The sequence below is a fragment of the Brevibacillus reuszeri genome (assembly GCF_001187725.1).
GTDB lineage: Bacteria > Bacillota > Bacilli > Brevibacillales > Brevibacillaceae > Brevibacillus > Brevibacillus reuszeri.
In genome coordinates this window covers 268,934-291,077 of sequence record NZ_LGIQ01000005.1, presented here as the reverse complement: position 1 = coordinate 291,077, position 22,144 = coordinate 268,934, and the positions used below count along the sequence as shown (strand labels likewise).

Below are 22,144 nucleotides of genomic sequence, written 5' to 3'. Positions count from 1 at the left end.
CTTATCCGTTCTGACGTACGTATCAAAACCAATTTTACCCTATTTGCTCTGTTCTTTCCATCCCTTCAGCACGTCTAATGTGCTGAAATCTTCTTTTATAGAGATAAAGTAGAAAAATGCCACGAATCGAGACATCAAGAAAGATAGCAAGCCATACTCCCGAAAGTCCCATTTCCATGTGAAAACCAAACAGGTACACACCAACCATGCGCACCAGCCACATTCCCACAGCTGTCGCGTACATCGGTGCTTTGGTGTCTCCTGCTCCCTGCAAGCCGCCTCTCAAGATCAGAAGCATAGCAAGCGGTGGCTGATAGAGTGCCATGTAGGTGAGCGCGATGACTACATAATGGATGATCTGTGCATCTTGTGTAAAAATCGTTGCAATCATCGGGGCACACAGGTACAAGGCCAAACCAAAAATCGACATCAGCCCAAGCCCCAGCCACATGCAAATCATCCCAAAGGAGTACGCCTCCTGTGACCGTTTCGCCCCTAAATACTGGCCGACCAACACCGTGGCTGCAACCTCAAAGCCTGCACCCGCCAAGATCATGAGCGACTCCAGATTCGATGCAATCATGTGGGCGGCATATGCATTTGTTCCCATTTTTATGATCGCCCCGTAATACAGTAGAACACCGAAGCGCATCATCATTTTCTCCGCCAAAACAGGCAGCGACCGCCAAGCCATCTCCTGTGCCGGCTTGCCCAACAGCTCCCGCCAGGAAAAACCTGCCCCTATTTCCTCCGAGGATTTATGGACCGCGATAAACAAAACTACAGCGCCAATGACTCGCACCAATGCCGTCGCCCAAGCTGCACCAGCTACACCCCATCCTCCGAAAGAACCAACTCCGAAAATGAAGACATAGTCCAGTCCTACGTGCACAATATTGATCCACAGACTGACCTTCATCGGCGTGCGAGTATCCCCGTTGGAACGCAAAATACTCCCCAACGTAACCATTAACGATATAAAAAGAGAGAATCCGCCAACAATGCGAAAATACGTTACTGCCTCTGCCAGCACATCGGCTCTGCACCCATGATTCGCAAGATCGGGGCAGCAAAAAAAATCGCTGCGATCCCAAACAGGAGTCCGATTCCTGCGGAGAGAACAACAGCTTGACGGGCATAAGCAGCAGCTTCCTCTCTGCGTCCTGCTCCAATACTTTGTGTTATATAGGACGAAGCAGAGACACCGACTGCCATAAAAATCGCCATAGCGACCAAAACTATCGCATTTGCCACACCGACCGCAGCAATCGCCGTTGCTCCGAGACTGGATACGAAAAACAGATCGACAAAGCCTACGAGGGTATGTAATATTTGTTCGAGCATCGCCGGGATTGCCAGCGACAAAATCAGACCGATCTTTTGCTTCCTGGATATCTGTTGGTCTTTTAAAACCAATGATGCCATATTGTCCACACCTTTTGCCTCTACATCTCTAAACCATCACGTTGCCAATCATACTGCAAAAGGGTAGGTTGTTCTAGCATTTTTTGTTGGCTTGCGGGTGTGAAATCGTCTCGCTGTCAATACTCCTGCTATAATGATACTTAGTAATGTTCAGCAATTTGATAGGGCCATAAGGAAAGGTAACGTGTCGTGCTGATAGCGGATGAAGGAGGGATATGAACGAATGTTTCATTTCTTACAAAGGAAAAAGTTAAAAAAAGTCGATGCGACAGTCTTTGCACAACTGATGTATGTAGATGTGTCTAGCGATAGATGGGATCAAGAGAATCTGACCAAGCGCAATTTGGACTTTTCTGTTGATAGCATTCATTATATCGATGCGTATGCCACACGTCTGGCGGCTAGCGAAGCAGGTGCAACTCAGCTGCGAAATCATTTTGACTCGTTCATGATCCGGTTAGGTGCCTATATAGGTGAAGTGATAAAAAGAAACAGTCAGCAAGACTTTGCTTGGTATGACTTTGATTCTGTGTATCACCATTCTGCGAAACTGGCAAATGTGCACAAGGCTGTTTCTGGTGAGATTGTCCTTTACTCCCAAGCAAGAGATGAGGTTCTATTCCCTTTTTCTGTCGTTAGACGATTCCTGGAAGGAAACTCACCCTATCCTAGTTTCCTGGCATATGTAGACGAGGTGATGGAAGAACATCGTTAACGGCTCCCTCTGCTACCCCTCAATCGCCTCTCTCACTCTGTTGTCAGCTCGAATCAGACGTTGCTTTGCTTCTATAGCAGGCAGCCCGGTCTTTTGCATCACGATTGCGACGCGCACATCTCCTGCCGCTTCCTGCAGCAAACGCTCTGCTTCAGCGTACAGAATTCCTGTTGCTTCCATGACGATTCGCTTGGCTCGCTCTCTCAGCTTCCAATTGGTCGCCTGTACATTCACCATCAAATTACCGTATACCTTGCCCAAATGGACCATGCTGGCCGTTGTCAGCATATTCAAGGCCATTTTTGTTGCACTGCCTGCCTTGAGTCGCGTGGAACCCGTCACGACCTCTGGGCCCACCTGCATATTAATAGAAACGTCCGCTTCCTTGCTGATGACGGGATCAGGATTACAGGAAAGCGAGATGGTCTGCGCCCCAAGTGCCTTTGCTTCTTTCAGCGCTCCGATTACATAAGGGGTTCTTCCGCTTGCCGCAATCCCTACAACCGCATCACCCTTTTTCACATCATGAAGCCGTACGTCCTGTTGCCCCAGCTCTTGTGAATCCTCGGCTCCCTCGATGGCGTTCAGCATAGCCGCAGCTCCTCCGGCAATAATTCCTTGCACCATAGCGGGATCGGTGCCAAAGGTAGGCGGGCATTCTGCTGCGTCCAGAACCCCTAGCCGTCCACTCGTTCCCGCGCCAAAATAAAACAACCTCCCGCCATTTTCCAGCGCCTGCCCAATCAGCTCAACTGCCTCTGCGATTTCAGGCAGCACCTGCTGAACAGCAAATGCTACCTTATGGTCCTCCTGATTCATCAGTGTGACAACTTCGATAGCCGACATCTGATCTAGTCGTTCACTGGCCGTATTTCGACTCTCTGTATGGAGTTGGTGCAAGTTTTCGCCCACTAGCTCACCCCTTTTCAAGTTCGGTCCCACTTGTCAGCAGCTGACTTTTTATCCCCTCATCCAAACCGTTCCCACTGCGTACCATGGCTGCTACCAATGAACCAATGACCGGCGAGACAGACGGGACTACGGTTGCAAAGGGCGCTTTTTGCTTCAGCTCCTGACAGAGCATCGTTTTTGCAGTCAGCAAGCCGCCTGCCAATACGACAGGCAACGATTCCTTTGTTTTCCTCAAGCAAGTTGTAGCCAGCTCGATCAATGAATCTGCAGCATCGCTGATCAATTGGCTGGCGATGGTATCTCCTGAGGCAGCAGCACTCTCGACCAGTCCACTCGCCTGTGCCAATCCCATACGCGGGTTCGCCGCATTGTAAATCAGGCTAATGAGCTCATTAGGTTGCTGGACTTTGTAATGGGTGAGAAATAATTCTGTCAGCATGGTCTGCTCTCCTCGTCCGTCATGGGCACGCAAGACGGCTATTGCCGCCTTTTTTCCCAGATCAAAACCGCTTCCCTCATCTCCTACCAAATACCCCCAGCCACCTACGCGATGCCGCTCTCCCTGCTCAGTCAATGCATAGGCAATCGACCCCGTGCCGCAAATCAGAACAATTCCGGGCTCTCCCCATGTTCCTGCGTACAAAGCCGCTATCGCATCGTTGTCGATAAACAAGCGCCCCTGCCAAGGATCGTTGAAAGCGGACCGAAGCAACTCCTTGATTGGCTGATGCTCGGCACCACCCAAGCCAATGTAAAGACCCGCTACATCCTCCTGTTTGGCACCAGCCTGCTGCTGTACCTGGTTCATGCAGGTGCGCAGCGTATGCTCTACCTCTTCCCAGGGACGTGAAAGCGGGTTGGAGCCTTCCCCAACCTCCACTGCCATCACGCGTCCAGCCCGGTCACAAATCGCCGCTTTTGTTTTCGTTCCGCCACCATCTATTCCGATGAACCACTTTTTTTCATTACTTGACCGCACCTGCTGTCAATCCTTCCATGAACTGCTTCGACGCCATCAAAAACACTCCGATCATCGGCAAAGCAGACAATGTAAGCCCGGCAAACAACAGGCTCCAATCCGTTTCATATTCGCCAAACAAGACCATCATGCCTACCGGAATCGTTTTGAGTGCATCCGTCTGGATAAAGATGAGCGGAAAGAAGAAATCGTTCCAGGCATGGATGAAGTTAATGATCACTACCGTTCCCAGGGCAGGTCGAATCAAAGGCAACAGCACACGCCAAAAGACTTGGAAATGGTTGCAGCCGTCAATTCGCGCCGCCTCCTCCAGCTCCACAGGCAGCGTCCGGAAAAATCCAGTCAGAATGAACACCGAAATGGGAATTCCACTCGCCGTATAGATCATGATCAAGGACCAAAGCGAGCCCAGCAAACCGAGATTTTTCATCAAAATAAACAAGGGAAGAATTCCAAGCTTAATCGGGATCATCAATCCCAGCAGGAAAAAGAAGTAGAGTACTCCCGTCCATTTATACGAAAATCTGGCTAAGTAAAAGGCTGCCATCGCTGAGAAAATGGTAATCAGCAGAACAGACATGACACTTACAAATATGCTGTTCATCAAAAAATCGGCAAACGGAACAACTTCCCACAGCCTCTTGTATGTGTCCAGACTAAACGCTTCGGGAAGAAGCGACAACGGGCTTTCAAAAATCTGCCTATTTGTTTTGAAGGAGGAAGCAATCATTAGCACTATCGGATAAAGGGATATCAGCATGAAGAGATAGGCCACGACGTACTGCACCGTGCGGCCACCCACACTCGTTTTCACATCATGTCCCTCCTTTCTAAGACTTTTCCATGTACATCAATCAATGCTGAACTTCGCGCTTGCGCATCAAATAAAGCGAGAGCGCAGATACAGACGCGACGATAAAAAAGAGCACAACGGCAAGCGCGGAGCCCAAGCCGACAGCCACATCACCGGCACCTCCCGCACTGCTGAACGCCATGCGATAAAAGTAGACAGCCAGTGTATCTGTCGAGCGAAACGGCTCACCCATCGAGCCTTGCATGGCATAAACCAGCTCAAATGCCTCGAATGCCTGAATAAACGTAAAGATCGTCATGATCGTGATCGCTGGCATGCAAAGCGGCAAAATAATCTTCCACAATAAGCTGAAGCCTCGTGCGCCATCCAGTCTGGCAGCCTCAATCAGCTCCTCGGGAATCGATTGCAGCCCCGCCAAAAATATCAGCATCGCAAACCCGATACCAAACCAGCAGTTAATCAGAATGATCGCAAGCAATGCGGTATCCGGATCACCGAGCCACGGTTTTGCCCACTCCTGAAGGCCGATCTTGGTCAGCAGCGTATTTAGCGCACCATAGTTTGGGTTTAATATTAACTTCCATAAAAACCCAATCACAATAACAGATAGAAGTCTGGGCATAAAGTACGCGACCTTTAAAAAACCAGAGCCTCGTATTTTTCTATAGATGAGAAACGCCAATCCAAAGGCAATTCCGTTTTGCACAATCATTTCCACAATAAAGTAGTAGACATTGTGCCCAAACGCATTCCAAAACATCTCGTTAAACGGCTCTACGGTAAACAGGGTCACAAAGTTCTTCAGTCCGACAAACACTCCACGCTTGATTCCATCCCAGTCGTACAAGCTGTATAGAAACGCCGAAATGATTGGATAGACCACGAACAGCGCATATACGATCAGTGCAGGAATAGGAAACAGGTGGATCAGCCAGCGTGCCCGGCCTTTTGGTCGGATGGTTGGTCGGTGATAGGTACTGATGACGCCCACCCTCCTTTTCGAACAATCCATTGTAGGATGACGGGAGCGAATCGATTGATCCACTCCCGCTGTCCATGTCTACTCACTCTATTTTTTGAATGCCGGGTACCAAGTGGCAGCGGATTTTTGCACTTCATCCACTACCTGCTCCGGACTCAATTTGCCTAAATACATTCCTTGCAGGGCATTTTCCAAGGTCTGCTTTGTCGTAGGCTTGCCTTCTGCAAAATCGACAACCATCAAATACGGTGTGGAGCTGGACTGGGACAGCTCTGCCATTTTGTTTACGAGAGCATCGTCAGTTGTCACACCTGGCACTGCACTGATCCGTTTAAACTGGTTCGCGAACAGCTCTCCAAACTTCTTGGTTGCCATGAATTCCATAAACTTCATCGCTTCCTGCTTGTGCTTCGATTTGCTGTTGACTGCATACGAGCCATCTACCCATGTCGTAATGACTGCTTTGCCATCATCTGTCGGCATCGGGAAGAAATCGAGCTGCAGGTCAGGATTGAGCTTTTTGATTCCTTCTAGTTCAAAGCTTCCATTGATGAACATCGCTGCTTTGCCAGTGGCAAACAACGTTCTCATATCATTCAGTTCCAGACCCACATAATTTTCCGGGAAATAAGGGATGAGTTCCTGCATGCGCTTCACGCTGCCCAAAAATTCAGGGCTCTTCAAATCACTTTCCCCTGTCTTCAGCTTTTCGAGATAACCAGTACCATTGTAATTCGAAGGAGCAATCACACCATGACTCAGGGACAGCAGCCAGCCTTCCTTTGCTCCAAAGGAAATCGGAACGATTCCTTTTTCCTTCAGCGTCTTGGAAAGAGCGATTAATTCATCCCAACTTTTTGGTTCCTTCAATCCATTTTCATCAAAAATTTTCTTGTTGTAATAAAATTGTGTGGAGTTCAAAGATAGCGGCACACCATACACTTTGCCATCCTTAGCTGTTGCGGCTGCGAGAACGTCCTTTGGAAAGCTGGAGATTCCTGCTACACTGTCGAGCGGCTCCAAAAAGCCTGCCTCCGCCAAGGAAACACCTGGTGCATACGGGCGAAGCTGCAAAATGTCAGGACCACTGTCGCTTTGAAGCGCTGTATTCAAAATCGTATTGTACTCAGTTGCCTTGAACGGCTTGAATTCAATCTTGATGTTCGGATTATCAGCTTCAAACGCTTTGATGATTTGCTTGTAGCCATCTGTGTCTTCCACGCGCCAGCTGTGCATGGACAACGTTACTTGCTGGCCACCCCCTTGACCACCTGCGTTGCCGGCCGGCTCACCACCTGGCTTTGCTGGCTCCGTGCTGCTGCCACCACTACATCCGGCAAGTGCCATCGCTGCTGCCAGTACGACCGAAGCTGCTGCATGAAAACGAAATTGCTTCATCCTAAACCCTCCCCCTTTTTCTTTGCGCCTAGCTCTATTCAGTCAGGCTCTTGTGTAGCTGAGCCGTGACAGCGTCATGTAGAAGCGGTCGCAATTGCCTAAGCTGATGGTTACGTCCCAGATGAATGGCATTCGTCAAAAAGATGACCGCTAAATCCTGTACGGGATCAATCCAGATGCTGGTTCCCGTAAAACCTGTATGTCCATAGCTTGAAGGGTGGAAGCCGCTCCCGCAGCTGATCGGTGTCTCAGAACCATTCAGCTCCCATCCATATCCCCTGCTGCCAGAAGCTCGCACCGTATGCCAGTAAACCGCTTGTTTTCTCCACTCTTCTGTAAGGAGTGGCGGAAACCCGTACAGCCAGCTCATCGCGTAGCGGCAAAGGTCATCGGCGGTCGAAAACAATCCTGCGTGACCGGCGACTCCCCCCATCACAAAGGCTTTCTCATCGTGAACCTCGCCAGCGATATATTTCTTGGTTAATAAACAATACTCCGTATGCGAAATATTCGTAAAACCGAAAGTATTCGGACAATAAAAAGTATGATTCATCCCCAACGGCTTGAAGATATGCTTCGCCACATAATCGTCCAGTTTTTCACCTGTTACTTTTTCGATCAACAATCCCAGCCAAATCATCCCCAGATCACTGTAGATAACCTGTGTGCCTGGAGCATGTAGCAATTCCTGCTGAAAAAGCAGCTGTGGCAAAGTAATTTGGCTATCTCTCCTTCGCTGCGCCAAATCGGCTGGCAGCCCGGATGTATGTGTGAGCAATTGGGAGATGGTAATCGCAGATTTGTCGGCCGGACAATCCGGAAAATACGTACCGATCTGATCGTCCGGCGCGAGGCTGCCTTCCTGGAACAAAAGCAGGAGAGCAGGCAACGTAGCCGTCACTTTGGTCAATGACGCCAGATCAAACAATGTCTCTGCTGTCACCGACTGATCTCCTGTAATGCTCGTCTTTCCTACATCACAGGCATACCAGACTCGCTGATCGTGAATCACCCGCAGAGCAGCACCAGGCAACAAGCCTTTGTCTACCCAATCCTGCAAAAGTACCCTCACGACTTCCATGCTCCCCCTCCTTCTTTTCAGTTCGATGTGCGCTTCGTTCTGCTGACAGCCAATCTCGTCTTTTCCAAAAGCGGGATGACTTCTTCCTGTTTGCGGCTAACCATCGTGATAAACAAAATGTCAATGACATTCAGCTGCGCAATCCGCGATGCCATTGCTCCGCTTCGGATGCTTTTTTCAACCGAGCTGGTAAAAAGGCGGATATTCGCCAAATCAGCGACAGGAGAAGGACCGAATTTGGTCAAAGTAATGATCGTCGCTCCCTGCTGCTTGGCTTCCGTCAAGGACTGGATAATATCCTCGGTTTGCCCAGAGTAGGAGATGCCAATCACGACGTCTTTCTCGGTCAGATTGACGGCAGAGGTCAATTGCGCGTGAAAATCGGAGTATGCTTCGCACCACAGATTAATCCGGGAAAATTTTTGCCTGATATCATCTGCGATGACCGCCGACGCGCCGACACCGTATACATCAATCTTGCGCGCCCCCGACAGGGCATCTACTGCCTTCTTTACTTCCTCGTTGGACAGGACAGACAGCGTATCCTGAATAGATTGGACATTATTCCAGCTCACTGCCTGCATGATGGATTCGACAGAGCCCTCCATCATGATTTCCTGATAGCTACCTGAAGTGGCTGTCTGCTTCGTCAGATCGCCAGCAATGCGCAGCTTAAGCTCCTGGTAGCCTTTCATATTCAAGGAGCGGGCCAAACGGATGATCGTTGCTTCGGATACACCACTCAGCTCCGCCAGTTTCTGTACCGATAGCTTCACTACATCTTCGGGATGGGCAAGAATAAATTGAGCGACTTTACGCTCTGATGGTTTTAACTCGTCCAAAATAGCCTGCAGACTGACAAGACCTCCATTTAACATGTGTGACACCGCTTTCTTCCCCCAAATCTTACCTTCATTTTATGAAGCTTTATTTCTTTCGTCAATTGTTATCTAATAAACAATATTTCAAAAGAGGAAAGATATTCACTACTCACATGATTCTTTCTATTTTTTCCAATTCAATTCCCCCTTGACTTTACCGTCGCGTGAACGTTTACGCTTGGTGCCATCAACCATTCAAGGAGGAATGCGCTTTGCAACGTATTTTGATTAAGGGATGCTCCATTTTGACTATGAAAACCGGGGAAAAGCCGTTTGTTGGCGATATTTTGCTCGCGGGACAGCGAATAGCCAGGATTGCGCCATCTATTGACGAAACGGCCGATCAGATCCTCGATGGCAAAGGGATGCTTGCGATGCCTGGCCTCATCAATGCGCACAACCATGCCAGCATGTCACTTTTGCGCGCTTTTTCCGATGATCTGAAGCTCATGGATTGGCTAGACAAAAAAATGCTCCCCGCGGAAGCACGTATGACCAAAGAGGACATCTATTGGGGCACCATGCTCGGCTCAGCAGAAATGATTGCTTCGGGAACGACTGCCTTTGCCGATATGTATGTGCATATGGACGCTGTTGCTGAGGCCATACTCGATAGCGGTATGCGTGCCTCGTTAACGCGCGGACTCGTCTTTTTGGAGGACGACGGAGGGCGGCGCATGACTGAAGCCATGGATCTGATCGACAACTACTCAGGCGCTGGCGATGGACGAATCACAACCATGCTCGGACCACATGCCCCTTATACATGCCCGCCCGAGCCTTTGGCTAAAGTCGTCCAGCTCGCACGGGAACGCCGCATCCCGATCCATATTCACCTCGCAGAAACCCGCGAGGAAATCGAAAATATCAAGACAAAATACAACCAGACACCAACTGAATACTTGCATGAGATTGGACTGTTTCAAGACAATCACGTCCTGCTCGCCCACGCTGTTCATCTGACGAGTAGTGACATCCAGCTGCTGCACGGGATGAAAGGCGGCGTCTCCCATAACCCCGTGAGCAACCTCAAGCTTGCCTGCGGAATTGCACCCGTAACCGAAATGATCGCAAACGGCATAACAGTTGGACTTGGCACCGACGGAGCAGGCAGTGCCACAACACTGGACATGTTTGCCGAAATCAAGGCTGCCACCTGGCTGCAAAAGCTGGGGCATGGTGATCCAACGGTACTGCCTGCTGAACAAGCGCTGCGGATGGCGACGATTGAAAGTGCCAAGCTGCTCGGTATTGACCATGAGGTAGGGACGCTTGAGGCAGGAAAACGGGCCGATCTGATCCTGCTCGATCTGAACAAGCCGCATCTGCAGCCCATTCACGATCTGCATGCCCTCGCTGCTTACAGCGTAACCGGAGCCGATGTGGACACGACAATCGTCAACGGACAAATCCTGATGCGTCATCGACAGCTGCTAACGATGTCGTGGGAGGAAGTGCACACGCAGTCTGCAAAACGGGCGGCGAGACTGGTTGAAGGTCTGTAGGATCTACTCCTTGCTTTGACGGAAATGACTGGGGCTATGACCCGTTCGTCTTTTAAAAACCCGCTCGAAAGTGCCGAGGCTGCCAAACCCCACCTCAAAGGATATAGAGGTAATATCCAGGTTTGTTTTCTGGAGAAGCTGCCTCGCTTTGTTTATCCGTAAATCAGATAAGTATTGTGCAGGGGTTTGGCCCAGCTGCGCACGGAACATCCGAATCAGATGGTATTTGCTCAAACCGACTGCTTCTGCCAGCTGATCCAGCTGGATTTGCTCAGAAGATTTCGCATGAAGATAATCGACAGCACGGCGGAGCCCTGGATGGGAAATCAGCAAGCCTGTCTCCTCGCGCTTGTTGTCATGCGTCCCATCCTGCAATGTCAAAAGCAGACGAGCCAGCTCCAGCTCTGTCTCTTGCAATTCCAACTGATCAAGCGGGCTCGACATCGTTTGCAAAACGGCATTTTCCGCCAATCTGCGAAACGAATCTGTCGCCCCCTCTGCCCACGGAACAAACTCGATGGAGGAAGCTGTTTTGCCCAGTCTTTCCTCCTCTACATCGCGCAAAAACGCCTCCTTAAAAAAGATCAGCATCATTCGGCTCGCCTCGTCTCCGGCATAGTGTCGATGACGATAGCCAGGAGACAGCACAAGCCGCTGATCCCCCGTCACATTTCTGATCTCCCCGTTACATTCCATACGGGGAGATCCATCTATCGGGATACTCATTTGATAGAAGCCATCATGCTCATGCAATTCATCCGCAGAATAGGCCGCCACCTGATATATCACGATGGAGCACTGCTCCATTTCCAGCTTTAGCAATCTGGATACGTCCCCCATAGCCTTTATCCTCTCCAAGCCTTTTGTCTGGCAGCGCAATTATTGCCGAAATCAAAGCGCAAGAATCGCCGAGACTGCCTCCCCGTCTTCCGCAATAATAGGACCATCACACGTAAGATAGCGAGGTAGTTTCTACAGATGAATGTGTCCTTGTTTCGCAATCGCAATTTCGTGCTATTTTTAATCCGGGAGTCGCTTTCTTTATCCGGAACGATCTTTCTCAATATTTCGCTCGCCCTCTACATCCTCGCTTTGACAGGCTCTGCAACCCAGTTCGCATCGGTTTTGTCACTCGCCATCATACCGCATCTCATACTTGGTCCACTGGCAGGTGTGATTGTCGATCGAATGAACAAGCGCACACTAATTCTCATTCTGGAGTCCGGGCGAGCCTTCTGTCTATTCATGCTGTTTGTTTCTTCTCTGCTGTCTCCCATCCAGGCAGAGGTGCTTTACATCTGCGTGATTCTGTTTTCCGCCTGTGATGTCTTCGCAGCACCAGCCTATGTTACGCTGATGCCTTCTATCGTCAAAAAGGAAGAGCTGAATGATGCCAACGCTTTGGATACGACTATCGTAGAAACCGTCCGCGTGCTTGCTCCCTTTTTAGGAACGGTCGTCTACAGCCAATACGGGATCAGCACTGTCTTTCTCATCCACGCAGTTCTCTGCTTGTTTTCCGTAGCTGCCACATGCTTGATTGTGATCCCGCAGGCAATAAAAAAGGACGTTGCTTCCACCATTTTACATGATATGAAAACGGGGTTGCAGTCCTTTACACAAGACAAGCGAATATTTTCTTTGGTCTTAAACGGCATGCTGACACATCTCTTTCTCTTTCCCTTTGTGCTTCTCGGTTTTCCGTTCCTGATCAAGCAGGTCTTTTTGGGGAGTGATCTTGATTTCGGGTTGGTTGAGAGCTTGCAGACAGCGGGTTCTTTGTGCTCCATCACCGGGGTCATGCTTTTGCAAAAAAGGTACACGCTCCCCGTCAATATCGGGATTGGCATCATCGGATTGATCGTTTTTGTTTGTCCACTGCTTTTCCTGGTCCACCCCGGATTTTTCCAGACTCTTCAGCACCAGCCTTTGCTCGTTGTCGGCTATTTCGGAGCTGTCAGCTTTCTTTTGTTTTTTGCTTTCGGTACGTATGGGGTATTTTTTCGGACCTTTTATCAGCAGACGATCGATTCCATCATGCTGGGGCGCTTTGTTTCCGTCATGGCCATGCTGTTTGCGATCAGTCGATTTGCAGGGTTTCATCTATATGGCAAGCTGTTTGATTCGTATCCGCTTCTATACCCGATTGTCATTCTCGGGATCGGAATGATGTTGAAGCTTTTGATGCATATCCCTTTTTTACAGGACGAAAAAAAGCGAAAGAGTCAGCAAGCAAAATGCGCTACTAGCGGCTCTCTTAAAAATTGATCCAACAAAATCCCCACGCCAGACAAATGACAAAGGCACTCCATTGCAAATACGGAATTAGAAGAGAAGAAGCAATCTTATTGAGTGGACGGCTAACCCGGATCAATACCCACGTCGAATACATCACCAAAACCATATCGAAAGCGGCTAAAAAAAGCTGCTGGAGTCCGAAGAATAGGAAGAGAAATAGTTGATTGAAAAACCAATTTATTCCAAACAGCAACGAAAGCTCCTGATTCATTTGGCCTCTGCGAACGAGCAAGACAACGGAGAAAGCAATCAACAGATGCAAGACAAACCAAATGGCCGCAAAGAGAGAGGGAGACGGTGTTCCATCGGGCTTGGTCAAGGACTCATACCAAGCCCCACCGCCTGGAAAAGCAAAGCCTGCCAGAGAGTAAAGTGCAAGCACTACCAGAAACAACAGTCCATCGCGCAGGATTATCATCAACGATTTCGCTCCTTTGCCCAGTATCTCTTTCCCAGTCTATGAGCGATCCTACCAATTTCATGCCGTTTTCACAGATTTGCTTTACTGGTTAATGCCAAAATGCTGCTGCCTCAGCTCTTTGAATCTCTCGCTATCTATTTGCTCTTTAGACATCCTGCCATCCACCCATTGCGTGAACGAGCTATCGGTTAAGGTAATCGTGCCCGTATTCGTGAAGCGAGTGAGCAACGGCGTTTTGTTAAAAGGAGATTCAGCGTGATTGGCGATAATCTCCTGAATTTCGTCGAACTCGGATACATTCGTCACCGGCTTATTGGAATCAAACGCGTAGCCAATCCTCCAATCGGTATCCTTGTATGCGAGTTTCATTTCCAAAACATAGTTTCCGTACTCGGTCGCTGCTTGCTTCACCCGAAATTCTCCATTTCGCGAGGAGATAGTCTCGCCCGTCAGTGGAACAGGCTGTAGGGGCAAATTTCCTCCAAAGCCGGTATCGATCACATACGTCTGTCCTTCATGCGTTAGTAGGATCGTGACATGCGTTCTGCCGATGGTCAAAAATTGCTGTGTCGCGGGCTTGTAGACAACGCCACGTGTCAGGACTGCTTGAAATCCGTTTTCGATCAAGAAAAAGTAGAATAGCGAATTCAGTTCATAGCAAAGCCCGCCTTCTTTTTTGACGAGCATTTTCGTTCTCAGGTAGTCTTTGGTGATGCTGCTCATGTCTTTTTGAAGGATGCATCCATTTTCAAACGGAATGTGGCTCGCTGTTTTATCGAGCACCATCCCCAGTGATTCAAACGTAACAGGCTCCGTCTCAGAAAGGCCGATTCTGTTTCGAAAGAGTGCGTTGATCTCACTCATGTTTCCTACCTCCTCGATAAGGGTCATTTGGAGAAAGTATATATAAGAAAAGAGATAGCATAAGTGCTACCCCTTTTCTCTCAACATCCTGTCTTACGAAAGGCGCAGAGACTCTCCTGGTTTCAACGCTTTTCCGCGAATATCTTTTTCAGCCAGCTCTGCTACAAACGCATCTCCATCCTGCTTGATTGGCGGGAATGTATTGAAGTGAATCGGTACAACAAAATCGGCTTCTACCCACTCTGCTGCCTTCAGAGCATCCTCTGGACCCATCGTGAATACATCTCCGATCGGCAAAAACGCAAGGTCGATATCATGGCTGTCACCAATCAGCTTCATATCACCGAACAGTCCAGTATCTCCTGCGTGGTAAACGGTTTTTCCACCAATCTCAATAATAAATCCGCCTGGCATTCCCATGTAGACGATTTTTTGCTCGTCATCGAGAACGACTGCTGAGCTGTGAAATGCTTGCGTCATTTTCACTTTTCCAAATGGAAGAGTAGTTGATCCACCGAGGTTCAATGCGAGGGTTTTGGCCCCTTGCCATCCTAAATATGTAGCTAGCTCATGTGTTGCAACAATCGTTGCGTCATTTGCTTTTGCCAGCTCCACTGCGTCTAAAATATGGTCGATATGTCCGTGCGTCAACAAAATGAACTGCACAGAAATGTCGTCCAGCTTGGTTGCAGCCAGCGGGTTGCCTGAAATGAACGGGTCAATCATGATAGAGTGCCCTTCGGTAGTCAATTGTACGGAGGCATGACCGTGAAATTTAATATCCAACATGGTATCCCCTGCCTTCTTGGTAATCTTTTCATTGCTCTATCATGTTACCACGAAGAGAAGACAGAATAAAACAGGAGACAGGGGAAAAGGCCGCCTAATGCCAGGCAGCCCGAGGGACAACTACTTGCTTACTTTTCCAAAAGATCATGCTTCGATTATTGATGCTCTTGCTCTGTTACTGCAACAATTTGAGAATTACGGATAATGGTACGGCGATTATTTTCATGTTCGCGTATAATGATAGTCGTCGATTTTACTCCAACCATGCAGCCAAAAAAAATCCCGCATCTTGTTTCAATCTTTACACTTTTCCCTTCGAATTTTCTCATCTGGTCTCTGAATGCCATCGTTAATCCCTCCTTCTCATCCATCCTATGTACATTTGGCATAGCCCTACTAGAGCAAATGCACAGGTGGAATGAAAATGTACTTGTACCCGTAACCATCTGTCCCTCTGCCCTGCCTTGAAATCACGTATTCTGGCACCCTCTTTAGCTACTCGGGCGATTTCCTATTTACACCGCTCTTGATGAGGATTGTCGCTGCGAGGACGAGATTTGTCGGCGGATGCCGTAATGATGGAAAACTTCTACGATCGCAGACGAACACTGCAAGTATTTGTCGCACGATTCCTACAGGAAAAGTCCAGCGCACACAGAAACGGTTATACAAGGATAATCGGGAAAACAGGACAGGAGGGACTCTCATGGGGAATGTAATTGAATTGGTAGCAAGAGAGCGGACATACAGTGGCAGAGAGGTTGCGGATCTACTCGGGATCGGGGCAAGTACACTCCGCAAATGGAGCATGCTTCTGGAATCACACGGCTACTGGTTTTTGCGCGATAATCAAAATCGCCGGGAGTACCGCCAGATCGATATCAATGCCCTCCAGCGATTTTACCGCCTGACCAAGGACCAGCTTGTTCCGCAGGAAGAAGCTGCCCAAATGATCGTCACACATAATTCTTCTGAGCCCGCACCTCGTAGTGAAGCTGCCGTAGCACTCGCTCCAGCCCCCGTGCTCCACCCACATGTAAAGGATGAATCAATCGACCGGCTGGACCAAAAGCTGCACATCCTGGCCAGTCATATGAAAGAGCAGGATGCTGCCCATCAGGAGCTGCTGGCACGTGTGGAAAAACAGGAGGCGTACATCCGCAACAGCCTGAAGGAACGCGACCGCCGCCTGACTACAGCAATGAATGATATTATGGACGCCAAAGCACAGCTGGCGAAAATAAAGGATGCCGAACGGAAAACGACGATTTGGCAGAAGCTGTTTCGGATTCAGTAATCCTTTCGTGTTCAGAACAACCTCTAATAGCAGTCATCGGCGGGGCGGGAAAAGAATGATGCGATCCTCTTCTAGTTCAATCCGCAGCTTCCTCTCCGCTCCGATGGCCTGTAGATACTCCTCGGGAATTTGCAGACGTCCTGCCTGGTCCAGCACAGCACATTCATCATGAGCCCCTTCTTCCGACTCTCCTTCTAGAGGCCCATCTTGTTCATCGGCCGCACCTTTTCGCCGTACGATCTCACTGGACGTTTTTCCATCTCGGATAGCTACGACCCGATCTACCTTTCGTGCCAGCTCCAAATCATGCGTTACGATGACTACAGTGAGCCCAATCGAGCGGTTGAGCTCCTGAAAAAGGTCAAGGATCATGGCAGCCGTTCGTGTATCTACACTTCCAGTCGGCTCATCCGCCAATAGCAGCTTCGGTTCATTGGCGAGTGCAATCGCAATGGCTACTCGCTGCTGCTCACCACCAGACAGCTCACTGAGCCTGTTGTTTTTTCGATGACTCAATCCAACCAAATCCAATAATTCCTTTGCTCGCTCTCGTTTTCGCTTGCCCCGCAAAAGCATCGGCAGCTCCACATTTTGCTGGGCAGTGAGATAGGGAATCAGGTTGCGGGCGTTGTTCTGCCAGACAAAGCCTACCGTCTCCAGACGATACTTGACCAGCTCTGCGTTCGTCAGCCGAAAGAGGTCCGATCCCGCTACGAACAGCTTGCCTGCGGAGGGACGGTCCAATCCTCCTAGCATGTTTAAGAGTGTCGATTTGCCGCTACCGCTGTTCCCGATAATCCCCATCAGCTCTCCGTTCTCTACCTTTAAGTCAAGTCCTTGCAGCGCAACCACTTCCAGATCGGCTGCTTTAAAGATTTTGACCAAATTTTCACATACAATCATCCGCTTAATCCTCCCCCAGCTTCACCGCTTGATGAATCTGCAAGCGAGATAGCAGGATGCCCACGACCCCGATTCCAATCATCAATGTGATCGCAGTAAACGTATAAATGATCTGTTCATCTTGCGGGTTAGAGACCACTGAAAAGGGCGGCACCTGTTTGTCCGCCTGAAGATACAAACCTAGTGCAGGAAGAAATAGCATGTTTGCAAGCTTCCCCGCCGTCATACCAATGGCAAACGCAATACCAAACGTCAGCAGCTGCTCCCATGCGAGAATCCGTACCAGCTGCCCAAATGGCATTCCCATGGCACGAAACACACCATACTGCAATTTGCGCGCTCCAAGCGTAAGCACCCAGTACATGATGTACCCGATAAACGTAATCAGCATGGACAAGAGGAATCCAAGTGTCAAAGCTCCGTTCAAGCCTAGGTAGTAGGCACTGTTTTTCACCTTGATCAATTGCTGCCCCGCATTATCCAGCTGACTCAGCCTGATATTTGCCTGAGAGAGACCTTCATAGAGCTCCTCGGTGGATGCCTCGGGGTTCATATGGAGCCAGACTTGATACGGCTCCATACGCATTTTATCTTGTACGAACGGAAGATTGGCCACTACCAGATACCGCTCTTCTTTTCCATTGCTGTATGTTCCTTTTTTCGGCACCGGATTCCAGCCCGGCCAATAATCTACGATGGCATACACGATAGCTTCCACCGGACGCGCATCCTTCCAACCGACTACAATCGTTTGTCCCTCAATCACATTCAGCTTGTCTGCAAGAGTTCGTGACACGATAACTGCTTGAGGCTCTTGGGCTAAAAGATTCAAATATTCATAGAAATGATGCGGGAATATTGCTCTTTTCCACCATGCGACCTGCCCGAAATCTTGTGGATCGATGCCCATCAGGGACACTCCCCTAACCGAGCGATCGCCGATAGACGCCTCCGCCAACTCATTCACGTAAACTTTGGCTGCATGCTTCACCCCTGGCAGCTGTGAGTAAACCGCAAAATCTGGTTCCTCATACTGTGTAGGCACTGCCTCTGGCTCGTTACGTTCCACGGCTTCCCCTTCTGGTCCACTCACCGGCTTTCGATGAATCAAAACGGCAGGCTTATCACTATTCCAGTCTGCTCTCAAGCGAATATCTGCACCTGTGTCGTAGCGTATGCGCTCTTCTGCATTCTGATTGATTGTACGTGCCATACTCGCACTGAACATCCCTACAGCTACGGTGATGGTGACAAACAGCATAAGAAACTGATAGTGCCGGGAAGCTCGCCCGACCTGTACTAAGGTAGTATGCAGAGAAAGAGGAAATAAGTGACCCCCCGCCCATAATACAATCCTCAGAATCCACGGGTAGACTCGCAGACAAAACAAGCCAAACCCCAAAGCAAAGAAAACCGGCACAAAAAAGAGCAAGAAATCAACAGACATCACTGGAGTGTTCTCGCTTGACCCAGCTACAAAATCAAGCGTCTTTTGGTAGGAATACCAGCCATACCAAGAGACCAAAAGTAGCAGGACATCCAGAAACAGGCGATGCCAAATGATTTGCCCAGTCATCCGCGCTACCTCTTGCTTGTGGGATACAATATTTTTTCTCGTCGCCATAAAAACCGACACCAGATTCAATGCGACACACAAGACGACCGTCCAGCCAGCGTAAATAAATACTTCCTCGTTCAGGGTAACATCCAGTCCCGTCCGATCGACGAACTGGAGAAAGCCATTGGAAATGCCAAGCATTTTGCTAAGCAGTACTCCCACAAACGGACCGATCGCTAGTGCGCAAAGCCCAAGGATGACAATCTCCATGAAAAAAATGAAAAACACCTTAAAACGGCTAGCTCCCCTGCTGCTCAATACAGCGATTTCTGTACGCTGGCGCTCCACAATCAATCCCGACACCATAACGAGGTACAGCCCCAGCATGACAAAAATAGGAACGTAGAGTGACCAGAGAATCATCCGAAATTGTTTGCTCTGTTCATCATATTTGCTGACGATGTTGCTGGCAGGAAATTGAACGCTGAATTCATTTTTCTTCAATCCGTGCTGCAGTAGCTGTACTTCAACGTCAGAGGTGGTCGAGATCAGCCGGTCTTTATCCATGGCGCGAAACGATTGATAGTGAAAGGCAGTGTACAGCTGGATCGAGCTGACCAGCTTTTGTTCCTGCAAAAGCCATTTGCGAAACAGCTGCTCATTGATCACAAAGCCCTTCGTGTATTCGCCAGTAGAAGCGAACCAGTACGGATCGTTCCCCTCTTTTTCTTTAAAAACCCCGACAGGCTTGATCAACATTTTGGATGTAGCCTCTTTGTCGGATGTAAGCTCGTATATGCTTCCCAGTACCATCCGTCGATCCTTCAAAGCTTTTTCTGTCACGAGCGCTTCGTACACGCCATCTACAGGAGCTGCTTCTGGCAGCCGCCCATCGACAAGTGTCATATGCTTTTCCAGCTCGCTGAGCATATACAGCGGTGTGCTTTCAGGCAGCGTGGCTCGCTCCTTTTTTTGGTCCGCCAAAATTGCCTGGAATGGAACTGTCCGCATGACTGTCGCCTGTTCATATACAGGCACCTGAAGCGGCTCTATTACTTTATTCTGAAGATAGCTTTCCATCTGCTGAAGAAGTGTGGAGCTATCCTGTGCCAGCTTGTTTAAATTGATCGAAACTAGCAGCCCGCCTGGAAAATGCTTGCTATCCTTTTGGTATTGCTCCAGGTCCTTGGTCAGCATGCGCTGCTGTACGCCTGTCGTGAATGCGGGAATGCTCGAAGCCAGTCCAACCGCGACTATCAGCCCCATCAGCAGGCTGCCGACGAGCCAGCGGTTGTTCAACATTTTCCGCAGGATCATTTGCAACATTGCCACGCCTTGTCCCCCTATTCCAAAATGACCAACTGACCTGCTTTCAGCCCGCTGCGAATTTCAACCTGCGTCTGATTGATGATTCCGACTTCCACATCGATTTCTTTTTTGCTCTTGCCCTCCAGCACCCGGACATATTGTCTGCCGGAAAAATCATGAAGCGCTCGCTTCGGTATGATCAACGCCTGATCCTTTTCGTCCACGATTACCTCTATCGAAACGCTAGTGCCAGTCTCGATGTCCTCAGCGAGATTCTTCGGTGAGATGAGGAGGCTTCGCTGGTACAATCGAGACAAATCTTCGGGCAAATTGTCCGGAACGCTGAGCGGCGTCTGCACGACCGTTCCTTCCCCTTTCGCTCCATTACTCAAAGCGAGTGTCACTTTCATTCCTTCCACGACGTCCTTAATCGCTTCTTTCTCCGGAGCCGTATACAAAATGAACAGCTTCTTCGGATCGCCAACTGTTACCAAGGTTTGATGCGCATCCACTTCATCCCCCACCTGCTCGTTGCTGACGAAGATGACAATCCCGTCAAGCGGTGATATCAGCTTGGTTTCCGTCCACCGTTTTTGAAGATTTCCGAGCTCCATCTGTTTTTGCTTGAGATTTAGCTTGGCGCGCTCTACTACATATTCCTTGCGCTTCGGGTCCTGCAATTTGGCTAGTTCTAACAAGGACTTGTCCCACTCGATTTGGGCCAGCTTGGTCTCGCTCACTTTGGCGTTCATCTCTGCTTTGCGTACATCCAGCTTGGCTACCTCCACTTCATAGTGGTTATCCTGTCCCGCTTCCAATACTTCCAGCTTTGCCTTTTCTACCTCATAGCGTGCCGATTCGATATCTCTTTCCAGCTCACCTGCGTCCAGTTCGGCCAGCACCTGTCCCTTTTTCACCAGATCACCACTTTGAACAGAGAACGATTTCAGCCTGAAGCCCTTTGTTTCTGGAAAAGAGAGCTCCCGCTTGTCTACAGTCGTGAACGTGCTGCTTCCCTTCACGCTTTTTACGATATTTCCCTGCTCCACTTCGGCTACTTCATATTGAATCGGAGCGGGCTCTACTAGGGGTGGTGCCAAGACTGCCTCTTCTTTCGGGAAAATCGAACAGCCCGCAAGCATTGCCGCCAATAAAACAGTGGCATATGCTATCCCTTTATGTCTGAGGATGCACTTTGCCCAAGATGAAGCCGTCCTCCAGTTCACATACATCATCTGCTACCTCCAATACACTCGGATCATGGGTTGTCATGATAATACTCATGCCCTCTTCTTCGACGAGACGACGAAACACATGGCTAATATGCATGCCCATTTTGCTATCCAGCTCAGCAGTCGGCTCGTCCGCTAGTAGCAATAGTGGCTTGCCCGCAACCGCACGAGCGATGGCACAGCGCTGCTGCTCCCCTCCCGACATTTCAAAAGGACGGTGATGGGCCCGCTTGGACAACCCGACCAAATCCAGCGAGTCACGGACGCGATCTTTCCATTCCATGACAGGGACGCCAGAAAGTCGTAATCCAAACTCGACATTTTCGGCTGCGGACATGAGCGGAAACAAGCCAAATGACTGGAAAATAAATCCCATATTTTTCTGCCTGATCCTGGTCCGTTCACGATCAGACAGCTGTCCGATTTCCTTTCCCTGAAAATACACACTTCCCGCTGTTGGTCGATCAAGACCTCCCAGCAGATTCAGTAGTGTTGTTTTTCCTGACCCTGACCTGCCTTTTAAGACGAGCAAGCGGCCTTTTTCTACTTGTATCGCTACGCCCTGAAGCGCGCGTACGGCTGTGGCTCCTCTTCCAAAAACACGTTCTACGGCTCTCGCCTCTGAGATGAAAGCCAAAATGACACCCCCAAATACATGTCTGAATAGTATGAGTATTAATAATAGTACACGAAACATCAACCATTTTTTAATAAAACTGGAATAAATTAATATAAACAAAAATAAAAACCTCCTGTTCGAAAAGAAACAGGAGGTTCGTTCA

At 49.2% G+C, this 22,144-nt stretch carries 20 protein-coding genes and 1 pseudogene; 4 read left to right on the top strand and 17 right to left on the bottom strand.

Annotated elements, in window-relative coordinates:
• Positions 1-34: 34 nt before the first annotated feature.
• Positions 35-1,344: pseudogene (locus tag ADS79_RS04975) on the bottom strand (MATE family efflux transporter).
• Between the two features lie 304 nt (positions 1,345-1,648).
• Here ADS79_RS04975 and ADS79_RS04970 point away from each other — a divergent pair.
• The gene (locus ADS79_RS04970; RefSeq protein ID WP_049737314.1) at positions 1,649-2,140 is read left to right on the top strand and encodes a hypothetical protein; all 492 of its coding nucleotides are present in this window, start codon (positions 1,649-1,651) and stop codon (positions 2,138-2,140) included.
• A 12-nt stretch (positions 2,141-2,152) separates the two neighbouring features.
• On the opposite strand, the gene murQ is transcribed toward ADS79_RS04970, so the two are convergent.
• From murQ to ADS79_RS04935, 7 genes are read right to left on the bottom strand one after another with little or no spacing between them, the layout of a single operon-like run.
• Positions 2,153-3,052, bottom strand: a complete 900-nt coding sequence (gene murQ / locus ADS79_RS04965; RefSeq protein WP_049737313.1) for an N-acetylmuramic acid 6-phosphate etherase — start codon at positions 3,050-3,052, stop codon at positions 2,153-2,155.
• Positions 3,053-3,056: 4 nt separating this feature from the next.
• Complete coding sequence (locus ADS79_RS04960; protein WP_049737312.1) at positions 3,057-4,031, bottom strand: N-acetylglucosamine kinase; 975 nt, start codon at positions 4,029-4,031, stop codon at positions 3,057-3,059.
• Positions 4,018-4,845, bottom strand: a complete 828-nt coding sequence (locus tag ADS79_RS04955) for a carbohydrate ABC transporter permease (protein ID WP_049737311.1) — start codon at positions 4,843-4,845, stop codon at positions 4,018-4,020. Before ADS79_RS04955 ends, ADS79_RS04960 begins: the two co-directional genes overlap by 14 nt.
• A gap of 40 nt (positions 4,846-4,885) precedes the next feature.
• Complete coding sequence (locus ADS79_RS04950; RefSeq protein WP_049737310.1) at positions 4,886-5,857, bottom strand: carbohydrate ABC transporter permease; 972 nt, start codon at positions 5,855-5,857, stop codon at positions 4,886-4,888.
• A gap of 57 nt (positions 5,858-5,914) precedes the next feature.
• Positions 5,915-7,225 carry an ABC transporter substrate-binding protein gene (locus ADS79_RS04945; RefSeq protein WP_049737309.1) on the bottom strand — a complete coding sequence of 437 codons (1,311 nt, stop codon included), beginning with the start codon at positions 7,223-7,225 and terminating at the stop codon, positions 5,915-5,917.
• A gap of 34 nt (positions 7,226-7,259) precedes the next feature.
• Positions 7,260-8,306, bottom strand: coding sequence for a serine hydrolase domain-containing protein (locus tag ADS79_RS04940; protein ID WP_049737308.1), 1,047 nt, complete (start codon positions 8,304-8,306; stop codon positions 7,260-7,262).
• A 17-nt stretch (positions 8,307-8,323) separates the two neighbouring features.
• Positions 8,324-9,184, bottom strand: coding sequence for a MurR/RpiR family transcriptional regulator (locus tag ADS79_RS04935; RefSeq protein WP_049738142.1), 861 nt, complete (start codon positions 9,182-9,184; stop codon positions 8,324-8,326).
• 215 nt (positions 9,185-9,399) lie between these two features.
• On the opposite strand from ADS79_RS04935, the gene ADS79_RS04930 reads away from it, so the two are divergent.
• Positions 9,400-10,692: an amidohydrolase gene (locus ADS79_RS04930; protein ID WP_049737307.1), complete on the top strand. Its 1,293-nt coding sequence runs from the start codon at positions 9,400-9,402 to the stop codon at positions 10,690-10,692.
• Between the two features lie 3 nt (positions 10,693-10,695).
• On the opposite strand, the gene ADS79_RS04925 is transcribed toward ADS79_RS04930, so the two are convergent.
• A complete protein-coding gene (locus tag ADS79_RS04925; RefSeq protein ID WP_049737306.1) occupies positions 10,696-11,532 on the bottom strand; it encodes an AraC family transcriptional regulator in 837 nt (278 codons plus the stop codon).
• 138 nt (positions 11,533-11,670) lie between these two features.
• Here ADS79_RS04925 and ADS79_RS04920 point away from each other — a divergent pair, with 138 nt between their 5' ends.
• Entirely contained in the window at positions 11,671-12,960 is a 1,290-nt protein-coding gene (locus ADS79_RS04920) for an MFS transporter (protein WP_049737305.1), read from the top strand.
• Here ADS79_RS04920 and ADS79_RS04915 read toward each other — a convergent pair.
• The 4 genes from ADS79_RS04915 to ADS79_RS04900 all read right to left on the bottom strand — a co-directional run bounded on the left by ADS79_RS04915 (position 12,950) and on the right by ADS79_RS04900 (position 15,411).
• Entirely contained in the window at positions 12,950-13,408 is a 459-nt protein-coding gene (locus ADS79_RS04915; RefSeq protein WP_049737304.1) for a TspO/MBR family protein, read from the bottom strand. The two genes, ADS79_RS04920 and ADS79_RS04915, sit on opposite strands and share 11 nt — an antisense overlap.
• A gap of 84 nt (positions 13,409-13,492) precedes the next feature.
• Positions 13,493-14,275, bottom strand: coding sequence for an arylamine N-acetyltransferase family protein (locus ADS79_RS04910; RefSeq protein ID WP_049737303.1), 783 nt, complete (start codon positions 14,273-14,275; stop codon positions 13,493-13,495).
• A gap of 93 nt (positions 14,276-14,368) precedes the next feature.
• Entirely contained in the window at positions 14,369-15,064 is a 696-nt protein-coding gene (locus ADS79_RS04905) for a metal-dependent hydrolase (RefSeq protein ID WP_049737302.1), read from the bottom strand.
• A 155-nt stretch (positions 15,065-15,219) separates the two neighbouring features.
• Complete coding sequence (locus ADS79_RS04900; protein WP_049737301.1) at positions 15,220-15,411, bottom strand: hypothetical protein; 192 nt, start codon at positions 15,409-15,411, stop codon at positions 15,220-15,222.
• 359 nt (positions 15,412-15,770) lie between these two features.
• On the opposite strand from ADS79_RS04900, the gene ADS79_RS04895 reads away from it, so the two are divergent.
• Entirely contained in the window at positions 15,771-16,361 is a 591-nt protein-coding gene (locus ADS79_RS04895; protein WP_049737300.1) for a MerR family transcriptional regulator, read from the top strand.
• 33 nt (positions 16,362-16,394) lie between these two features.
• Here ADS79_RS04895 and ADS79_RS04890 read toward each other — a convergent pair whose 3' ends face one another.
• From ADS79_RS04890 to ADS79_RS04875, 4 genes are read right to left on the bottom strand one after another with little or no spacing between them, the layout of a single operon-like run.
• A complete protein-coding gene (locus tag ADS79_RS04890) occupies positions 16,395-17,264 on the bottom strand; it encodes an ABC transporter ATP-binding protein (RefSeq protein ID WP_049737299.1) in 870 nt (289 codons plus the stop codon).
• Between the two features lie 4 nt (positions 17,265-17,268).
• The gene (locus tag ADS79_RS04885) at positions 17,269-20,148 is read right to left on the bottom strand and encodes an ABC transporter permease (RefSeq protein WP_236699925.1); all 2,880 of its coding nucleotides are present in this window, start codon (positions 20,146-20,148) and stop codon (positions 17,269-17,271) included.
• A 17-nt stretch (positions 20,149-20,165) separates the two neighbouring features.
• Entirely contained in the window at positions 20,166-21,365 is a 1,200-nt protein-coding gene (locus ADS79_RS04880) for an efflux RND transporter periplasmic adaptor subunit (RefSeq protein WP_236699885.1), read from the bottom strand.
• On the bottom strand, positions 21,307-21,999 hold the full coding sequence (locus ADS79_RS04875; RefSeq protein WP_049738141.1) for an ABC transporter ATP-binding protein: 693 nt from the start codon (positions 21,997-21,999) through the stop codon (positions 21,307-21,309). The genes ADS79_RS04880 and ADS79_RS04875 overlap by 59 nt, the downstream gene beginning before the upstream one ends.
• Positions 22,000-22,144: the final 145 nt, after the last annotated feature.